Here is a 14,465-nt window from a genome sequence, read left to right on the forward strand (position 1 = left end):
AAAGGACATAGCATGTTCAAGAAAATATTTGCTGCTTGTACAGCGGCTTCGTTGCTGGCGGTGGCACCGGCGGCGTGGGCGGCACCCGCTGCCGCGCGCGACAACATGAGCCACGCGCTCGCCGTGACGGGCATGGTGGAAACGCCGCTGACCCTGAAGGTGGCCGACCTGCGCCAGCTGCCGCCCGCGAATGGCGGGGAAATCGCCGTCACGCGTCATAACGGCGACAAGGCCGAGACCATCACCAGCTACAAGGGCGTGCGCCTGCGCGACATTCTCGACAAGGCGGTGCTCGATGCGCCGGGCCATAACGACGTCAAGAAGCTCGCCATCATCGCCACGGCGACGGATGGCTATGCGGTGGTGTTTTCCTGGGGCGAGCTGTATAACGCGCCGGCAGGCGAGGGCGTGATCGTCTACTACGAAAAAAACGGCAAGGCGCTCGACGACAACGATGGTGAAATCGCCCTCATCTCGGCAAAAGACATTCGCACGGGTCCGCGCCACGTGAAATGGTTGAATGGCATCGAGGTGCGCAAGCTGGTAGATTGATCGACGCCAGCATGTGAACCTTTTTATTTGCTGCGCGCGAGGGGCGCCGCTTCGCAGCGGCCCCGCGTCATGGGGAAATCGATGGTGGTGAGTTTACCCTTCAAGGTACCGGTGATACTGGCATGCAAGATGCGCTCGCTGTCGTGGCGGTAGATGATGCGGCTGGGGAAGTCATTGTCCAGGTTGGCGAAGATGAATTCATTCGGCTTGTCCTGGCGCAACAGATTGAACACCACGGGCGGCTGGCCCGACGGCTGCACGATGTAGGCCAGCTGGCCCGGCTCGGTGAGGCGGATCTGCACGAATTCAAAGGCCGTCGTCTTGCCGCCCTTGACGGTGCGGCTGGTGCCGAGGAGGGTGCCGCCGGCGGCCGTGCTCCATTGCTCTCCGGAACCGGGCTCGGCGCCATCGACATTCCAGCAGCCGGCCAGCCAGGCCAGCCTGTCCACGGTTTCCGGCGGCGGCACGGTTTTGTCGGCCGCCTGGGCGGCGCCCATGGTCAGCAGCGCTGCCAGCAGGGTGGGGATGAGTCGTTGCATGAGGTCTCCTGTCGTCGAATCGCTCTGCGGGGCAGGGCGCTCCGGCGGTGTTCTTGCTTGGTGCTGTTGGTAAGGACTATTCTTTCGGACTAATGCGCGGCAAGACGACGGCCAGGGCGGTGCCGCCTGGCGGGTTGGCCGTCAGGCTCAGGCTGCCGCCCAGGTAATGCACGCGCTCGCGCACCGAGCGCAGGCCGTGCTTGCTCATTTCGACGGGCTCGCTGGCCGGCAAGCCAGTGCCGTTATCCTTGACAGTCATCATCAGCGCTTCGTCGTTGTCGTCGATGATGATGTCCACCTGCGTGGCATGGGCGTGCGTGGCGATGTTGCTGAGCGCTTCTTCCAGGGTGCGCAGCAGGGCCACGCCCACGTTGCGAGGGCAAATCAGTTCATCTTCGGGCAGGCTGCAGCGCACGGTGATCTTGTGCTGTTCGGCAAATTGCGCGGCCAGCTCGCCCAGCGCCACATTCACGCCGAGAAACTCCAGCTTGTCGTTCCACAGCTTCATCTGCATTTGCCGATTGGTTTCAATCACATTCAGCAGCAATTGCTTCATGGTCGCCGCACGGTCGAGCAAGGCCGCTTCCTGCGGCATTTTTTGCGTCAGCAGCGACAGGTGCATGGTCAGCGCCGTCAGCGAGGAACCGAGACTGTCGTGCAACTGGCGCGACAGGGCGCGCCGTTCATTGTCCCAGCTGGTGTTGACATGACCCAGCAACTCGCTGAGATCGGCGGCGCGTTCCGCATCGGCCTGGGCCGTTTCCTTGTTCGGATCTGTTTGTGCGGACATAGCGCCCCGTGAATGGTGAAAGGTGAGGACCAAATTCAAGTGGTGGATCATACATGAGGATTTCATCGCGGGGCGCATGGATGGAAAATTTCTGTCTTTTCGGCAATTTTAATCTCCTTCCATCACTTTTATATCATAGGCAATATTATCGTTTGCGCCAGGGAACACTGTTCCCGTCGTTACGTACGGCTGCGCACATACCGGGGCGCCGCGCGCTGCCATAGTGGGGTCATGCATTCTCCCCATGCAGCATAGCCGCCATGCGGCGCAGGGTGCAGCACCGGCCCGCTTACCGAAACGAAAGGACATGCCATGAATATCGATACCATCGTCGACCAGGAATATGCCGACAAAAGCTTCCGCGACATCGTCAATGCCCCCATCAGCGCCCTGCGCGGCGTCAGCGCCAAGGATGCCAAGGCCTTGCAGCAAGCGTTTGGCGTGAACACAGTGCGCGAGCTGTCCAACCTCAATTTCGTCAAATGGGCCAGTGCGCTGGCCATCCTGGCCGATGAAGAGGGCATGAGCGGCGAAGAGCGGGCCAAGGAAGAGCTGCTCGACGACGCCGTGGAAATGACCTTCCCCGCCAGCGACCCGATTTCCGTCGATGCCGGCATCACGCGCATCGAAGTGGCGCCGGACACCGTGAATGCGCAAACGGACCACCAGCATGCGGGCCAGCATGAAGTGACGGCTGGCAAGAAATAAAGTGTCTTGCCCATAAAAAAACCGGCTTGCCGGTTTTTTTACGTGGTGCGCGGTAAGGGCGCTCAGGCGATCGAGGGGATGCTACTCTTTTGCATGTTTATTTGCGGCACGATCACCTCGTGGGGTGAGCAGCAAAAGCGGTTCTTGCCGGCGCGCTTGGCTTCATACAGTGCCGTGTCGGCTGCGCCCAGCAGGGACTCGACGGTACTGGCGTCGTCCGGGTAGATGGCGATACCGATGCTGGTCGACAGGCGCAAGGTCAGGTCATTGATGAAATACGGTTCGGAAATGACTTCGATCAGCTTGGCGGCCGGTTCGCGCGCGTCGCCCTTGCCGGCCAGGTTGCCCAGCACGATGACGAATTCGTCGCCGCCGATGCGCGCCACCGTATCTTCCTTGCGCGACGCGCCCACCAGGCGGGCCGCCACCATTTTCAGGATGTCATCGCCATAGCCATGGCCGTAACTGTCGTTAATGGCCTTGAAGCCGTCCAGGTCCAGGTACAGGATGGCCGACTTGCCGCGGCTGCGGGCCGATTGCAACAGGGTGTGCTCGATGCGGTCTTCCAGCAGGCGCCGGTTCGGCAAGCCCGTCAGGGGGTCGTGCAGCGCCAGCTCCTGCTGCTGCTTGCTGTATTGCGCCAGTTCCTTGTACAGCAGGCGCACTTCCAGCATGTTGTGGATACGCTTGTGCACTTCCATCAGGTCGAAGGGTTTGCTGATGAAGTCGCGCGCACCCGCTTCCAGGGCGGCGATCTTGAAACTCGGTTGTGCCGTCAGGGCCAGCACGGGCAGGTAGCCGCCATGCTCGATTTCCTTCAAGCCTTTCATGACCTGGAAGCCATTCAGCTCCGGCATTTGCAGATCCAGCAAGATCAAGTCGTAACAATGTTCCCGGTGCAGGGGACAGACCTGGGCCGGACGCATGGTGGCCGTGACATTGGTATAGCCGGCATCGCGCAGGATTTCCAGCATCAGGTCGACATTGTCGGGCGAATCGTCGACGACCAAAATTTTGGCTTTCAAAATTTCATCTTGGCTGGGCATGTAGGGTCTCGGTTAATACGGTCTATGCAACGCTGGCTTCTACCGCAGCGAATGGGCAAACGGCGCGGCTGACGGCGGCGGGAAATATAGTAGCGCCTTGCAACAAGATAGGGCGCACAACAGAGCTTGACCTCGCTTCTGCCACTGATGGCAGCCAAGGCTGCCTGTCTCCTGCCTGCCGCGCAGGTGTCTGCATTTCAGTGTAGCAAACTTCAGCTTAGTTGCTTGTAGGACAGTGCCGCGTCTGAAAGTAGGAAGGCCAACCCACAAAAATAGTCATTTTATTCTGCACTATGTATTTCTTTATATCATCTTTTTAAGGGCGGGGCGGTGACGCGCGTCGCGGCCAGTTGCGCCACGGCCGCCACCAATTCGGCCGGATCCAGCGGCTTCGAGACCCAGGCCTGGAAGCCGCTGGCCAGCGCCCGCTGGCGATCCTGCGGTTGCGCAAACGCCGTCAGCGCCAGCGCGGGCAGCCGGGCGGCATCCGGGGAAGCGTGCGCGCGGATGTGCGCCAGCAAGTCGAAACCGTCGGCATCGGGCATGCCGATGTCGCTGACCAGCACATGGGGATGCACCTGCTCCAGCAGTTGCAGCGCTTGCGCCACGCTGGCGGCGCCATGCACTTCGGCGTGGTTGTCGCACAGGATGCGTTGCGTCAGTTCGCGCGCATCGGCCTCGTCATCGACCAGCAGCACCCTGACGCCGCGCAAGTCAGGGCTGGCGGATGAGATGCTGCCCGCCTGGCGCGCGGCAGCGGCCGGCGTGTCCAGGGGCAGGTGCACGGTGAAACTGGCGCCCTGCATGTCGCCGGCGCTGCTGGCCGTGACCGTGCCGCCATGCTGCTCCACCAGGTGCTTGACGATCGCCAGTCCCAGCCCCAGGCCGCCATGCCGGCGCGTGGTGGAGGCGTCGGCCTGACGGAAGCGGTCGAATACGTGGGGCAGGAAGTCTTTCTTGATGCCTACGCCGTTGTCGGCCACCGTGATGGCCAGGCGGGTGGTCTCGCGGCGCATGCCGATATCGACCCGTCCCCCTTGTGGCGTGAACTTCAGGGCATTCGACAGCAGGTTCCAGATCACTTGCTGGATACGGCCGGGGTCGGCCGTGATGCTGCCCGCATCGCTGGCGATGTTGCTGTGGATGGCGATGTGTTTGGCGTCGGCCGCCGGGCGCAGGGTTTCGATGGCCGAGGCAATGACGCTGGCGGGCGTGAGGGTTTGCAGGTCGAGCAGCACCTTGTCGGAGGTGATGCGGCTCATGTCGAGCAAGTCTTCGATCAGTTGCGCCTGCGCGCGCGCATTGCGTTCGATGCTTTGCAGGCCACGGTGCAGGTCGGCCTGGTCCCGCGTGCCGCGCCGCAGCACCTGGGCCCAGCCCAGGATGGCCGACAGCGGCGTGCGCAGTTCGTGCGACAGGGTGGCGAGAAAATCATCTTTCAGCTGATTCGTGCGCTCAGCCTCGGCGCGCGCCTCGCGTTCGCTGTCGAGCAGCACCTTGCGCTCGTCGGCGGCGCGCGTGGCGGCTGCGTACAGGCGTGTATTGTCGAGTGCGACGGCGGCCTGGGCTGCGATGGCAGAGACGATGCGTTCGCTGCGCGCGCTGAACATGCCCGTCTGCGGATGGCCCAGCAGCAAGCGCCCCAGCAACAGGCCCGAGCGCGAGCTGACGGGCAGGCTCAGGCAGCTGCGCAGCGGCGGCGCGCCGTCGGCGCTGGCGTCGGGCGCGGTCTGCAAGTCGTTCTGGCGCATGGCCGGTCCCTGGCGCAATTCCACCGCAATGGCATCGGCCTGGTGCAGGCTGGTGCCGTTCACGGCGCGCGCCGCCGGGTGGGCCTCGCCCGCATCGTCATAATAAAAGGCGCCGAAGCGCGCGCCGCTGATGCGCGTGGCCGCATCGACGGTTTCCTGCAGCAGGGCAGGCAAGTCGAGCGTGCCGGCCAGGGCCGCGCCCGTGTTATTGAGCAATTCCAGCACGCGCGTCTCGTCGCGCAAGGCTTCCTGCACACGCTTGACCTGGTCGACGTCGGTGCTCGTGCCAAACCAGCGCAGCAGCTGGCCGCCCCGGTCGCGCACGGGGTTGGCGCGCGTCAGGAACCAGCGGTACTGGCCGTCGGCGCCACGGATGGGAAATTCCATTTCAAAGGGGGTGCCGTCGCGCAAGGCGGCCTTCCAGCCTTGCAGCATGGGTGGCAAATACTGCGCGTCATAGGCAATGCTCCAGCCCTCGCCCACCATCTGTTCCGCGCTGGTGCCCGTGTAGTCGTGCCAGCGCTGGTTGTACCAGGTAATGGTGCCGTCGAAGCTGGCGATCCAGGCCAGTTGCGGGATGGAATTGGCCAGCGCGCGCAAGTCTTCTTCGCTGTGGCGCAAGCTTTCCTCGGCCGCCTTGCGCTGGCTGATGTCCTGGATATACGTGGTCAAGCCTTCGCTGGACGGGAAGATGCGCACTTCCAGCCAGCGCCCCAGTGGCCGATACAGCAGCTCGAAACTGCAGCTGTGCTGCTGCGCCATGGCGCGCCGGTACGCCTCTTCCAGTTGCGTGCCCTGCAAGTCGGGGCAGGCTTGCCACAGGCTGCTGCCTGCCAGCTGGCTGCCGGGCGGACGCTGCGGCGCGAGCATGTCGGCGCCGCGCGTATTGATGTAGCGGATGGTCCAGTCGTGGTCGAGCAGGCAGAAGCCGTCGGTAATGCTCTCCAGCAAGTTGGTCAGGCGCTCGTCTGACAGGCTCAGCGGCGCTGATGGAGGTAGCAGATCTTGCTTGCGGTCATGCTTAGCCATCGGAAATCCTGCAACGGTGAGTCTGCCGCACAGGCTGTTGCCCCGCCGGGCCGCCATCGCTAAGCTCAGTGAGTGGGGCATGATGAAACTGCCTGCCGTCATGCATGAGGGGAATCACAAGCGCCCCTGTCTGGCCGGTATTGTAGCCCCAAGCGGCGCGTCGCCACCGCACGCTTGCGTGCCGCCTGCAGATAGCACTGGACAGGCGGGAAGGCAGTCCCTATAATCCCGCTTCTTTCGAGACAGCAACTTCTCGATGCGCTGGATGCCACTGTGAAAGCAAGTGTGTCCATCGATGAAAGGCGTAGGCTTTTCGGCAGTGAAAAGAGGCTTGGTGGTGCGGGGCGGTATTCTGCAAAATCAGCTAAGCGATTGAAAAATCGAACTTTTCAAAGCGAAATGAATACGCTATAATGTTTGCCTGCGCGGCTGTAGCTCAGTTGGATAGAGTACTTGGCTACGAACCAAGGGGTCGTGGGTTCAATTCCTGCCAGCCGCACCAGAATACTGAAAATCAGGTTTTGCCTGGTTTTGTTGTAAAAAGTTTGACCTCCATGTTGTTAATGGAATGTTGTAGAAGTTTTGCGGCTGTAGCTCAGCTGGATAGAGTACTTGGCTACGAACCAAGGGGTCGTGGGTTCAATTCCTGCCAGCCGCACCAGTATTACCAACATCAGGTTTGCCTGGTTTTGATGAAAGTTTCAAGCTTCGCGCCGTCCGGCGAAGTGTGTCAGAGTTTGCGGCTGTAGCTCAGCTGGATAGAGTACTTGGCTACGAACCAAGGGGTCGTGGGTTCAATTCCTGCCAGCCGCACCAGTATCAGCAGTAAAGAAAAACCCGGAAAGGTAGCTTTCCGGGTTTTTTTCGTCCTGACGGCAGGCAGGCAGGGGCCATGCCAAACGGCCTGGGTAATTGTGAAATATCCGCACTGCGCCCTTTGCCATTCTGCAAAGCCCTGCTATAATCTTGTCTTAGGCGGCTGTAGCTCAGTTGGATAGAGTACTTGGCTACGAACCAAGGGGTCGTGGGTTCAATTCCTGCCAGCCGCACCAGAATATTGGGGGTCAGATTGTAAAATCTGATCCCCTTTTTCGTTGGTGTGCCCGGCATGGGCGTACTCTTGCGATACCGGCCGCTTTATCCAATGCGCTTGCCAGCGAGGCGGTACTGCAGACGAAACGTGCGCGGCGTGACTTGCCTGGCGGCGCGGAACTGGCGGTTGAAATGCGCCAGGTTGCGGTAACCCGCCTCTTGCGCGACGACGGCGATGGCCAGATTGCTCTCGATCAGTTGTTGGCAGGCGCGGCCGATGCGCAGCCGCGCCAGGTACTCGCCCGGTGTGCAATGCGCGTGGCGCTTGAAACAGCGGTGGAAGGCGCCCAGCGACAGGGCCGCCCGCTGCGCCAGGCTCTCCAGTGCGATATCGTCCCGGAAATGCGCGTGCATGAAATCAAACACGCTGGCCATGCGCTTTTGCTGGCCATCGGGCATCGGCGCCTGCGCTGTTGAGGCCAGCGCCCGCGCGCGCCCATCGCCCGCCAGTTCCAGCAGTACGTCGAGCAGCAGCGGCAGGCGCTGTGGCACGGGCAGGGCCTGCAATTGCAGCAGTTTGGCCGCACTGCGCGCGCTCGTTGCCGGCGAGAAGTGCAGGGCAGGCCCGGCGCGGGCCGCCAGTTGCCGCAAGCTGTGCAACTCGGGAAAACAGGCCGCCAACTGTTCCAGCCACTCGCGGGAAAACCACACGACGACGGCCAGCATGGGCTGCGCGCTGTCGATGCGCTCGCTGGCCGACCAGGTATGCGGCAAATTCGGCCCCAGCAGCACCAGGTCGCCCGGTTCGAAATCGCCCAGGTGGTCGCCGATGTAGCGTTGTCCCCGGGCATTCACCGTCAGGGTCAACTCGAACTGCGGGTGGTAGTGCCAGATGAAGGGAATGGTGTCGAGTTCGCGCCACAGCAAGCCCCAGGAGTGGCCGGCGGGTATCGTGACTTGTTCGAATAAAGGCGTCATTCTGACGTTTTGATGGAGCAAATAGTCAGGATAGTATCAGTATTGGCCGCTCAGCGCGCATTTCATGGCGCCGTGCCATCGCACAATCTGTCTCACACCAACACAGGAGACAGCGATGCAAAACCAGGTTCAGCATGTCAACCCCCAATACGGCGAAGACCGTCCCGGCAACCCATCCGTGGCCTACACGGAACAAACCCAGTTGCGCGACATCCAGAAACAGCTGCCCCTGCGCGTGCTGTCCGCCAGCGACTTCTTGCACTGGCAAACCTACGGCTACGTGATCGTCAAGGATGCGGTGTCGCCCGAGCAGGTGCGCCGCACGAGGGATTTCCTGTGGGAATTCCAGGGACTCGACCAGCACGACCCCGCCACCTGGAACCGGGACCAGCTGCGCGACCACGCCATGCAGGAACTCAACGGTTCCGGCATGGTCGAGGCCTATCACCACCAGACGCTGTGGGATAACCGCCAGACGCAGCGCGTGGTTGACGCCTTTGTCGATATATGGGACCGTGTAGACCTGTGGGTGACCATCGACCGCGCCAACCTGAACACGCCGAACAATGGCAAGCGCAAGTTTGGCGGCTTCATCCACTGGGATGCCGATACCGCGCTCGACCCGCTGCCCGTCAACGTGCAAGGCGTGCTGGCCCTGTCCGATACCTCGCCCGAGAGCGGCGGTTTCCAGTGCTATCCAGAACTGTTCAACAACTTGCTGGCATGGCGCGCACAAGCGCCCAAGGACCGCAACCCGTGGCAGCCGGACCTGGCGACGGTGCCGTACCCGATGGAATTCATCGCCATGAAGAAAGGTGAGTTGTTGATCTTCAACAGCCTGCTGGCGCACGGCATCCGCCCGAACACCTCCACTGACCAGGTGCGCCTGGCACAATACATATCCTTCACGCCCGCGCAGGAAGACAAGCTAGCCTTGCGCGACTGGCGCGTGCAAAGCTGGCGCGAGCGCAGCGCGCCGCAAGGCTATGCCTTTCCCGGCGACCCCGAGGAAAAGGAAAAGCTGCGCTATCCGCAAGCGCGTTTGAGCGAACTGGGCGAGAAAATCCTCGGCGCGCGCGCCTGGTAAGCCACGCCCTGTCCGGCAGTCTTGCCTGCCGGATAGACAATTGCGGGCAAATGCACGATCATGGTCCGACTTGCCATCGACCGAGGAAACGCATGAGTATCATCACCTGCATCGAAGACTTGCGCGTGCTGGCCCAGAAACGGGTGCCGCGCATGTTTTACGACTACGCCGATTCCGGTTCCTGGACGGAATCGACGTACCGCGCCAACAACAGCGATTTCGCCAGGATCAAGTTCCGCCAGCGCGTGGCCGTCAACCTGGAAAACCGCAGCCTGGCTTCGACCATGGTCGGACAGGTGGTTTCCATGCCGGTGGCCCTGTCGCCCACGGGCTTGACGGGCATGCAGCATGCGGATGGCGAAATCCTCGCGGCCCAGGCGGCCGAGCGCTTCGGCGTGCCGTTCACCCTGTCGACCATGAGCATTTGCTCGATCGAGGACGTGGCGGCAAACACGACCAAGCCGTTCTGGTTCCAGTTGTATGTGATGAAGGACCGCGAATTCATCAACCGCCTGATCGATCGCGCCAAGGCGGCCAAATGCGGCGCGCTGGTGCTGACCCTGGATTTACAAGTGCTGGGCCAGCGCCACAAGGATTTGCGTAACGGCCTGTCGGCGCCACCGAAATTGACGATTCCCAACATCATCAACATGGCCACCAAGCCGCGCTGGGTGGCGGGCATGCTGGGCACGAAACGTCGCGGTTTCGGCAATATCGTCGGCCACGCCACATCCGTGTCGGACATGTCGTCCTTGTCGGCCTGGACGCAGCAGCAGTTCGACCTGAGCCTGTCGTGGGCGGACGTGGAATGGATCAAGCAGCGCTGGGGCGGCAAGCTGATCATCAAGGGCATCATGGACCCGGAAGACGCGCGCCTGGCCGTCAACAGCGGCGCGGACGCGCTGATCGTCTCGAACCACGGCGGGCGCCAGCTCGATGGCGCGCAATCGTCGATCGAAGCCTTGCCCGCCATCGTCGACGCCGTCGGCAGCCAGATCGAAGTGCACATGGATGGCGGCATCCGCTCGGGCCAGGACGTGCTCAAGGCCGTGGCCTTGGGCGCGAAAGGTGTGTACATCGGCCGCCCTTTCCTGTACGGCCTGGGCGCCATGGGCGGCCCGGGTGTTACCAAATGCCTGGACATCATCCGCAACGAACTCGACTTGACGATGGCCTTTTGCGGCTTGCGCGACTTGCAGCATGTGGATAAAAAAATCCTGCTGCCGGGAACGTTTTAAGCTTTTATCCGCACAATATCAAAACCTTCCGACGCCTGGGGCGGCACGAATTGGCGCGTGATGGCGTCAAAATCAGCGTCGCTGGTGGAGAAGGGGTGCAGCCCGCTGGCATTGCGCTGGCGCAAGCGCGCCTTGCATTCGTCATCTGGCACGTCGAGGTAATGCAGCACGTGCGGCGTGCCCGCCTGCTGGAACAGTTCGCGCATCCAGGCGCGGCTGGCCGGCGTATTCGCGGGAAAATCGAGGACGACGGACACGCCCGCCTGCAGCATCTGCAGGCACAAGGGGGCGATGGCCGCGCGCAGCCGCGCCGCGCAAGCCACGTAGTCGGCCAGGCTGGCGATCTGGCCCGGATACAGCTGCGCCAGCAAGCTGTCTTCGCTGATGCGCACGGTATGTGGTGCTTGCGCAAGCTGGCTGGTCAAGGTGGATTTACCGGAAGCAATCTTGCCGCACACGAGGTGCAGGGTGGGGGAAGCGTTGGAGGTGGAAGTCGGGGACATGGTCGCTCGCTAAAAAGAAATAAAGCCTGCGAGACGTCTTGACCAGTTGTTGCATATCAAAGCCGCCTTGCAGGCGGCTTTGGCAATCTCATTTCTGCCCAGCCACCCTCGTTGGAATGGCGGTAATAATGGAGGGCAGGGGGCGGTATGTCGATTGCATGGAGCAACAATGCCATGCGATGGATGGCGCTGTCAATGCCGGCGCCTTATTGGAAGAACTGTTTGTACTGCGCATACGATTCCAGCCCCATGCTGGCGCGGCGCTGCTCCAGATGCTGCGGATCTGCAATGGGGAAGGCGACGCTCTTGCCGTCGCTGCCCGTCTGAAACTGGCTGCCGTACAGCTGTGGCAGCTTGTCATTGGTCAAGTCGCGGTCGATCGTCAGGGCCAGCCTGGACGGCGTAATTTCCCATTGTGCGGCCGCCACGCGCATCAGGGCCAGGCTGCTTTTGAGGAATGCACTTGATCCATGCTGGGCGATCAGCCAGGCGCTGCCTGCCGCCTTGTAGCCGACCATCGTTTGCGTGGGCCAGCCTTTGCTGGCGATGATCTGTCGCAAGCGCGCTTCGTTCCTCGTGTCCGTCTCGCGCATGCGCTGCCGTGCCTGCATGTCGGACCCTGTCGCCGGCCAATCCGTGCGCGCGGCCACATCTTCCTTTTCCATGGCCAGCAGTTCCTGCGCCAGTGCGGCTTCCGGCACCGCAGCCCGATACAGCAGGATGTCCGGCGCGCCGGCCGTGGCGGCGTCGTGGATGATCCTCGGTTCCGCTTCCCATTGCGGCGCCCGCAGGACCAGCGCCAGCAAGGTGCCTTCCGGCACGTCGATGCGGTAGCGGCCGTTTTCGACCTGGCCGACGCTGTATGTTTGGCCAGGGCTGAGTTCGGCAACGATGGTGATGGCGGGCGGCAGCGGCGCGCCGTTGCTGTGGATGGTGCCGCTCAGTTCGAAGGCGCCCGCATGGATGCTCCAGCACAGCAGGATGGCGAAGGTCAGGCGTGGCATGGGAATCCGTTCAGGAATGGGGGATGTCGAGCAAAGTCCACGTTTCACGGAATGTGGCCGCATCGAGCGGCCGCGCATGCGGGTCGTCGGGTTGGAACAGGCCGCCGATCAGCATATCCTGGATGGCGCCCGTGAAACCGCCATACGCGGCGCGGCCCCACTGGCGCCGCGTGTGGGCGAAGACGACGGCGTCTTGCTGCGCGGCCAGTTGCGCCAGGGATTGCCGCAAGGTGGCGGCCGCAGCGGGCCCCATGTCCGTGGCGATGGCGCACACCAGGCGCTGGCCAAATTGCAGGGGCTTGCCTGCCCGTCCCAGCAGCGATTCATTGGCCAGGGCGAGGAACAAATCGGGCGCCTGCTCGTCTTTTTCGCAGAGGGTCCAGGTGGGCGCCCACGTCTCCAGGCTCATGAAGCGGGCTTCGCTTGTTTCCGGCGTGTGCGTCCATTTCGCGTGTGATTTGGCGTCCCAGCCCAGGCGACCAAAGGCAATCGGCTTGCCCTTGGGATTGTATTGATGACTGCGCACGCCGGCTTTGCCCCGTGCTTGCGCCACGATAGCATCGAGGCTGGCGGCAAACGGCGTCCATTGCGCCGCCTCCCACAGCGGCGCCGCATCGGGCACGGCCAGCAGCAGGAACACTTCGTAATCACGTGAAAAAAGCGCCATGCACCTTCCTCATTCAATGGATGGAAAATCTTGTCGCAACATTATAGTTGCAGTTGTGACATGGCGGCGCGCTGGCTGGGGCGCAGCAGGTAGACGCCGTACAGGCACAAGGGCAGCACGGCCAGCAGGGCGATATACGGCAGGATGGACACGCCATCCTCGGCAGGGTTCGGCAAGGTGGCTGTCACCAGCGCGTAGTCCCACAGTCCATGCACGAGCACCATGGGCCATACCGAACGGGTGCGCAGGCGGATGGCCGCATAGCCGACGCCCTGCAAGGTGGCGGCGACGGCTTGCCACAGGGCGCCGCTGACGTCGCCCGTGGCCAAGCCGTTGGCCGTATGGGCCAGGCCGAATAGCGCCGAGGACATCAGGACGGCGGGCCAGACGGCATACCGGTCCAGCATGCCCTGTAGCAAGATGGCGCGGAACATCAATTCTTCCGAAATGGCCACCAGCGCCGCATTGCAAGCCACGATCAGCAGCACGCGAGGCTGCGGCCAGCCGCCCGCCCAGGCCAGTAACAGCATCAGCAGCGCATACAGCAGGGGCGGCCAGACCAGCCACAGTGTTTTCAGCGGCGGCGCGCACAGGCCCGCCGCGCGGCGCCGGTCGGACGCCAGCAGCAGCGCCAGCGCGAACAGTGCAGCCAGCGCCCACGACAGGCCGATGCCGCCGGGGCCGGCGGATTCCAGCCAGCGGCCGCCCATTGTCAAGGCCAGCCAGACGGCCAGTGCGACGATGGCGAGCGGCATGGAGAGGTGGATTTTAGGGATGGACATGGTCGGCTTCGGTGTGTGCTGCGTCTTTTACTGCGGGCATAAACGGATCCTGAAGTTGCATCAATGATATGGTCAAAACATTGCCATATTACATTAAAAAACACGGCCACAAAGTTGCCACATCATTATAGTTGCATGGAATAATGAGCATTCGTCCGTTTGCCGTCAGACTGGAGCGCCATGAGCTATAGCAAGACCATCACCACCGAACGCCTGATCCTGCGCAAGCCGCAGCCATCCGATGAAGCGGCGCAATTCGCCATGCATTCCGACCCCGAAGTGATGCGCTATTTCAGCGAACCACCGTGGACCGATGCCAGCCGTGCGACGCGCCAGATTGCCGAGGACAGCGCCGCTTTCGAGAAAGAGGAATTTTTCCGCTTCGCCGTCGAGCTGAAGGCGACGGGTGAATACCTGGGCAGCTGCAGCCTGTTTTCCGAGCACCGCCAGAACCGCCGCGCCGAGATCGGCTACGCGCTGGGTCGTCCGTACTGGGGCAAGGGTTATATGCACGAAGCGCTGTCGGCGCTGCTGGAATTCGCCTTCATCGAGCGCGACCTGAACCGCCTGGAAGCCGATATCGACCCGCTCAACGCCGGTTCGGCCAGCGCCCTGGAACGCCAGGGTTTCAACAAGGAAGGCTTTTTGCCCGAACGCTGGATCGTGGGCGGCCAGGTCAGCGATTCGGCCCTGTACGGTTTGCTGCGGCGCGAGTGGGAAGCGCGCCGCAAGGGCCCCGCGTGAGTTGAGCCGCTGGAC

14 protein-coding genes and 4 tRNA genes are annotated in these 14,465 nt (G+C 62.4%); 9 read left to right on the forward strand and 9 right to left on the reverse strand.

Annotated features, from left to right (window positions below):
• The first annotated feature begins 12 nt into the window (after positions 1-12).
• Positions 13-552: a molybdopterin-dependent oxidoreductase gene (locus ACQ4WP_RS06735; RefSeq protein ID WP_436519258.1), complete on the forward strand. Its 540-nt coding sequence runs from the start codon at positions 13-15 to the stop codon at positions 550-552.
• Positions 553-575: 23 nt separating this feature from the next.
• Here ACQ4WP_RS06735 and ACQ4WP_RS06740 read toward each other — a convergent pair whose 3' ends face one another.
• Together ACQ4WP_RS06740 and ACQ4WP_RS06745 are read right to left on the reverse strand one after the other, a co-directional pair.
• A complete protein-coding gene (locus ACQ4WP_RS06740) occupies positions 576-1,091 on the reverse strand; it encodes a DUF6265 family protein (protein ID WP_436519259.1) in 516 nt (171 codons plus the stop codon).
• A 76-nt stretch (positions 1,092-1,167) separates the two neighbouring features.
• Positions 1,168-1,881: a sensor histidine kinase gene (locus ACQ4WP_RS06745; protein ID WP_436519260.1), complete on the reverse strand. Its 714-nt coding sequence runs from the start codon at positions 1,879-1,881 to the stop codon at positions 1,168-1,170.
• A gap of 312 nt (positions 1,882-2,193) precedes the next feature.
• On the opposite strand from ACQ4WP_RS06745, the gene ACQ4WP_RS06750 reads away from it, so the two are divergent.
• Positions 2,194-2,589 carry a hypothetical protein gene (locus tag ACQ4WP_RS06750; RefSeq protein WP_426070355.1) on the forward strand — a complete coding sequence of 132 codons (396 nt, stop codon included), beginning with the start codon at positions 2,194-2,196 and terminating at the stop codon, positions 2,587-2,589.
• 62 nt (positions 2,590-2,651) lie between these two features.
• Here ACQ4WP_RS06750 and ACQ4WP_RS06755 read toward each other — a convergent pair whose 3' ends face one another.
• Positions 2,652-3,635 (reverse strand): response regulator, encoded by a 984-nt coding sequence (locus tag ACQ4WP_RS06755; RefSeq protein WP_436519261.1) that lies wholly within the window; start codon positions 3,633-3,635, stop codon positions 2,652-2,654.
• Positions 3,636-3,943: 308 nt separating this feature from the next.
• Positions 3,944-6,415 (reverse strand): hybrid sensor histidine kinase/response regulator, encoded by a 2,472-nt coding sequence (locus ACQ4WP_RS06760; protein WP_436519262.1) that lies wholly within the window; start codon positions 6,413-6,415, stop codon positions 3,944-3,946.
• A gap of 425 nt (positions 6,416-6,840) precedes the next feature.
• Here ACQ4WP_RS06760 and ACQ4WP_RS06765 point away from each other — a divergent pair.
• The 4 genes from ACQ4WP_RS06765 to ACQ4WP_RS06780 all read left to right on the forward strand — a co-directional run bounded on the left by ACQ4WP_RS06765 (position 6,841) and on the right by ACQ4WP_RS06780 (position 7,467).
• Positions 6,841-6,917: transfer RNA gene (locus ACQ4WP_RS06765), tRNA-Arg, on the forward strand.
• 82 nt (positions 6,918-6,999) lie between these two features.
• Positions 7,000-7,076 (forward strand) — tRNA-Arg (locus ACQ4WP_RS06770).
• Positions 7,077-7,154: 78 nt separating this feature from the next.
• Positions 7,155-7,231 (forward strand) — tRNA-Arg (locus ACQ4WP_RS06775).
• A gap of 159 nt (positions 7,232-7,390) precedes the next feature.
• Positions 7,391-7,467 (forward strand) — tRNA-Arg (locus tag ACQ4WP_RS06780).
• 85 nt (positions 7,468-7,552) lie between these two features.
• On the opposite strand, the gene ACQ4WP_RS06785 is transcribed toward ACQ4WP_RS06780, so the two are convergent.
• Positions 7,553-8,425 (reverse strand): helix-turn-helix domain-containing protein, encoded by an 873-nt coding sequence (locus tag ACQ4WP_RS06785; protein WP_436519263.1) that lies wholly within the window; start codon positions 8,423-8,425, stop codon positions 7,553-7,555.
• 115 nt (positions 8,426-8,540) lie between these two features.
• Here ACQ4WP_RS06785 and ACQ4WP_RS06790 point away from each other — a divergent pair, with 115 nt between their 5' ends.
• Both ACQ4WP_RS06790 and ACQ4WP_RS06795 read left to right on the forward strand, forming a co-directional pair.
• On the forward strand, positions 8,541-9,512 hold the full coding sequence (locus ACQ4WP_RS06790) for a phytanoyl-CoA dioxygenase family protein (protein ID WP_436519264.1): 972 nt from the start codon (positions 8,541-8,543) through the stop codon (positions 9,510-9,512).
• Positions 9,513-9,604: 92 nt separating this feature from the next.
• On the forward strand, positions 9,605-10,750 hold the full coding sequence (locus tag ACQ4WP_RS06795; protein ID WP_436519265.1) for an alpha-hydroxy acid oxidase: 1,146 nt from the start codon (positions 9,605-9,607) through the stop codon (positions 10,748-10,750).
• On the opposite strand, the gene ACQ4WP_RS06800 is transcribed toward ACQ4WP_RS06795, so the two are convergent.
• From ACQ4WP_RS06800 to ACQ4WP_RS06815, 4 genes are all read right to left on the reverse strand, one after another.
• Positions 10,747-11,253 carry a P-loop nucleotide/nucleoside kinase family protein gene (locus tag ACQ4WP_RS06800; RefSeq protein WP_436519266.1) on the reverse strand — a complete coding sequence of 169 codons (507 nt, stop codon included), beginning with the start codon at positions 11,251-11,253 and terminating at the stop codon, positions 10,747-10,749. The two genes, ACQ4WP_RS06795 and ACQ4WP_RS06800, sit on opposite strands and share 4 nt — an antisense overlap.
• 206 nt (positions 11,254-11,459) lie before the next feature.
• Entirely contained in the window at positions 11,460-12,257 is a 798-nt protein-coding gene (locus ACQ4WP_RS06805) for a DUF6624 domain-containing protein (protein WP_436519267.1), read from the reverse strand.
• A 10-nt stretch (positions 12,258-12,267) separates the two neighbouring features.
• Complete coding sequence (locus ACQ4WP_RS06810) at positions 12,268-12,924, reverse strand: hypothetical protein (protein ID WP_436519268.1); 657 nt, start codon at positions 12,922-12,924, stop codon at positions 12,268-12,270.
• Between the two features lie 41 nt (positions 12,925-12,965).
• The gene (locus ACQ4WP_RS06815; RefSeq protein ID WP_436519269.1) at positions 12,966-13,706 is read right to left on the reverse strand and encodes a CPBP family intramembrane glutamic endopeptidase; all 741 of its coding nucleotides are present in this window, start codon (positions 13,704-13,706) and stop codon (positions 12,966-12,968) included.
• 180 nt (positions 13,707-13,886) lie between these two features.
• Here ACQ4WP_RS06815 and ACQ4WP_RS06820 point away from each other — a divergent pair, with 180 nt between their 5' ends.
• Positions 13,887-14,450 carry a GNAT family N-acetyltransferase gene (locus ACQ4WP_RS06820; RefSeq protein WP_436519270.1) on the forward strand — a complete coding sequence of 188 codons (564 nt, stop codon included), beginning with the start codon at positions 13,887-13,889 and terminating at the stop codon, positions 14,448-14,450.
• The last annotated feature ends 15 nt before the right edge of the window (positions 14,451-14,465 follow it).

The organism is Janthinobacterium lyxosi (assembly GCF_051380665.1).
GTDB lineage: Bacteria > Pseudomonadota > Gammaproteobacteria > Burkholderiales > Burkholderiaceae_D > Janthinobacterium.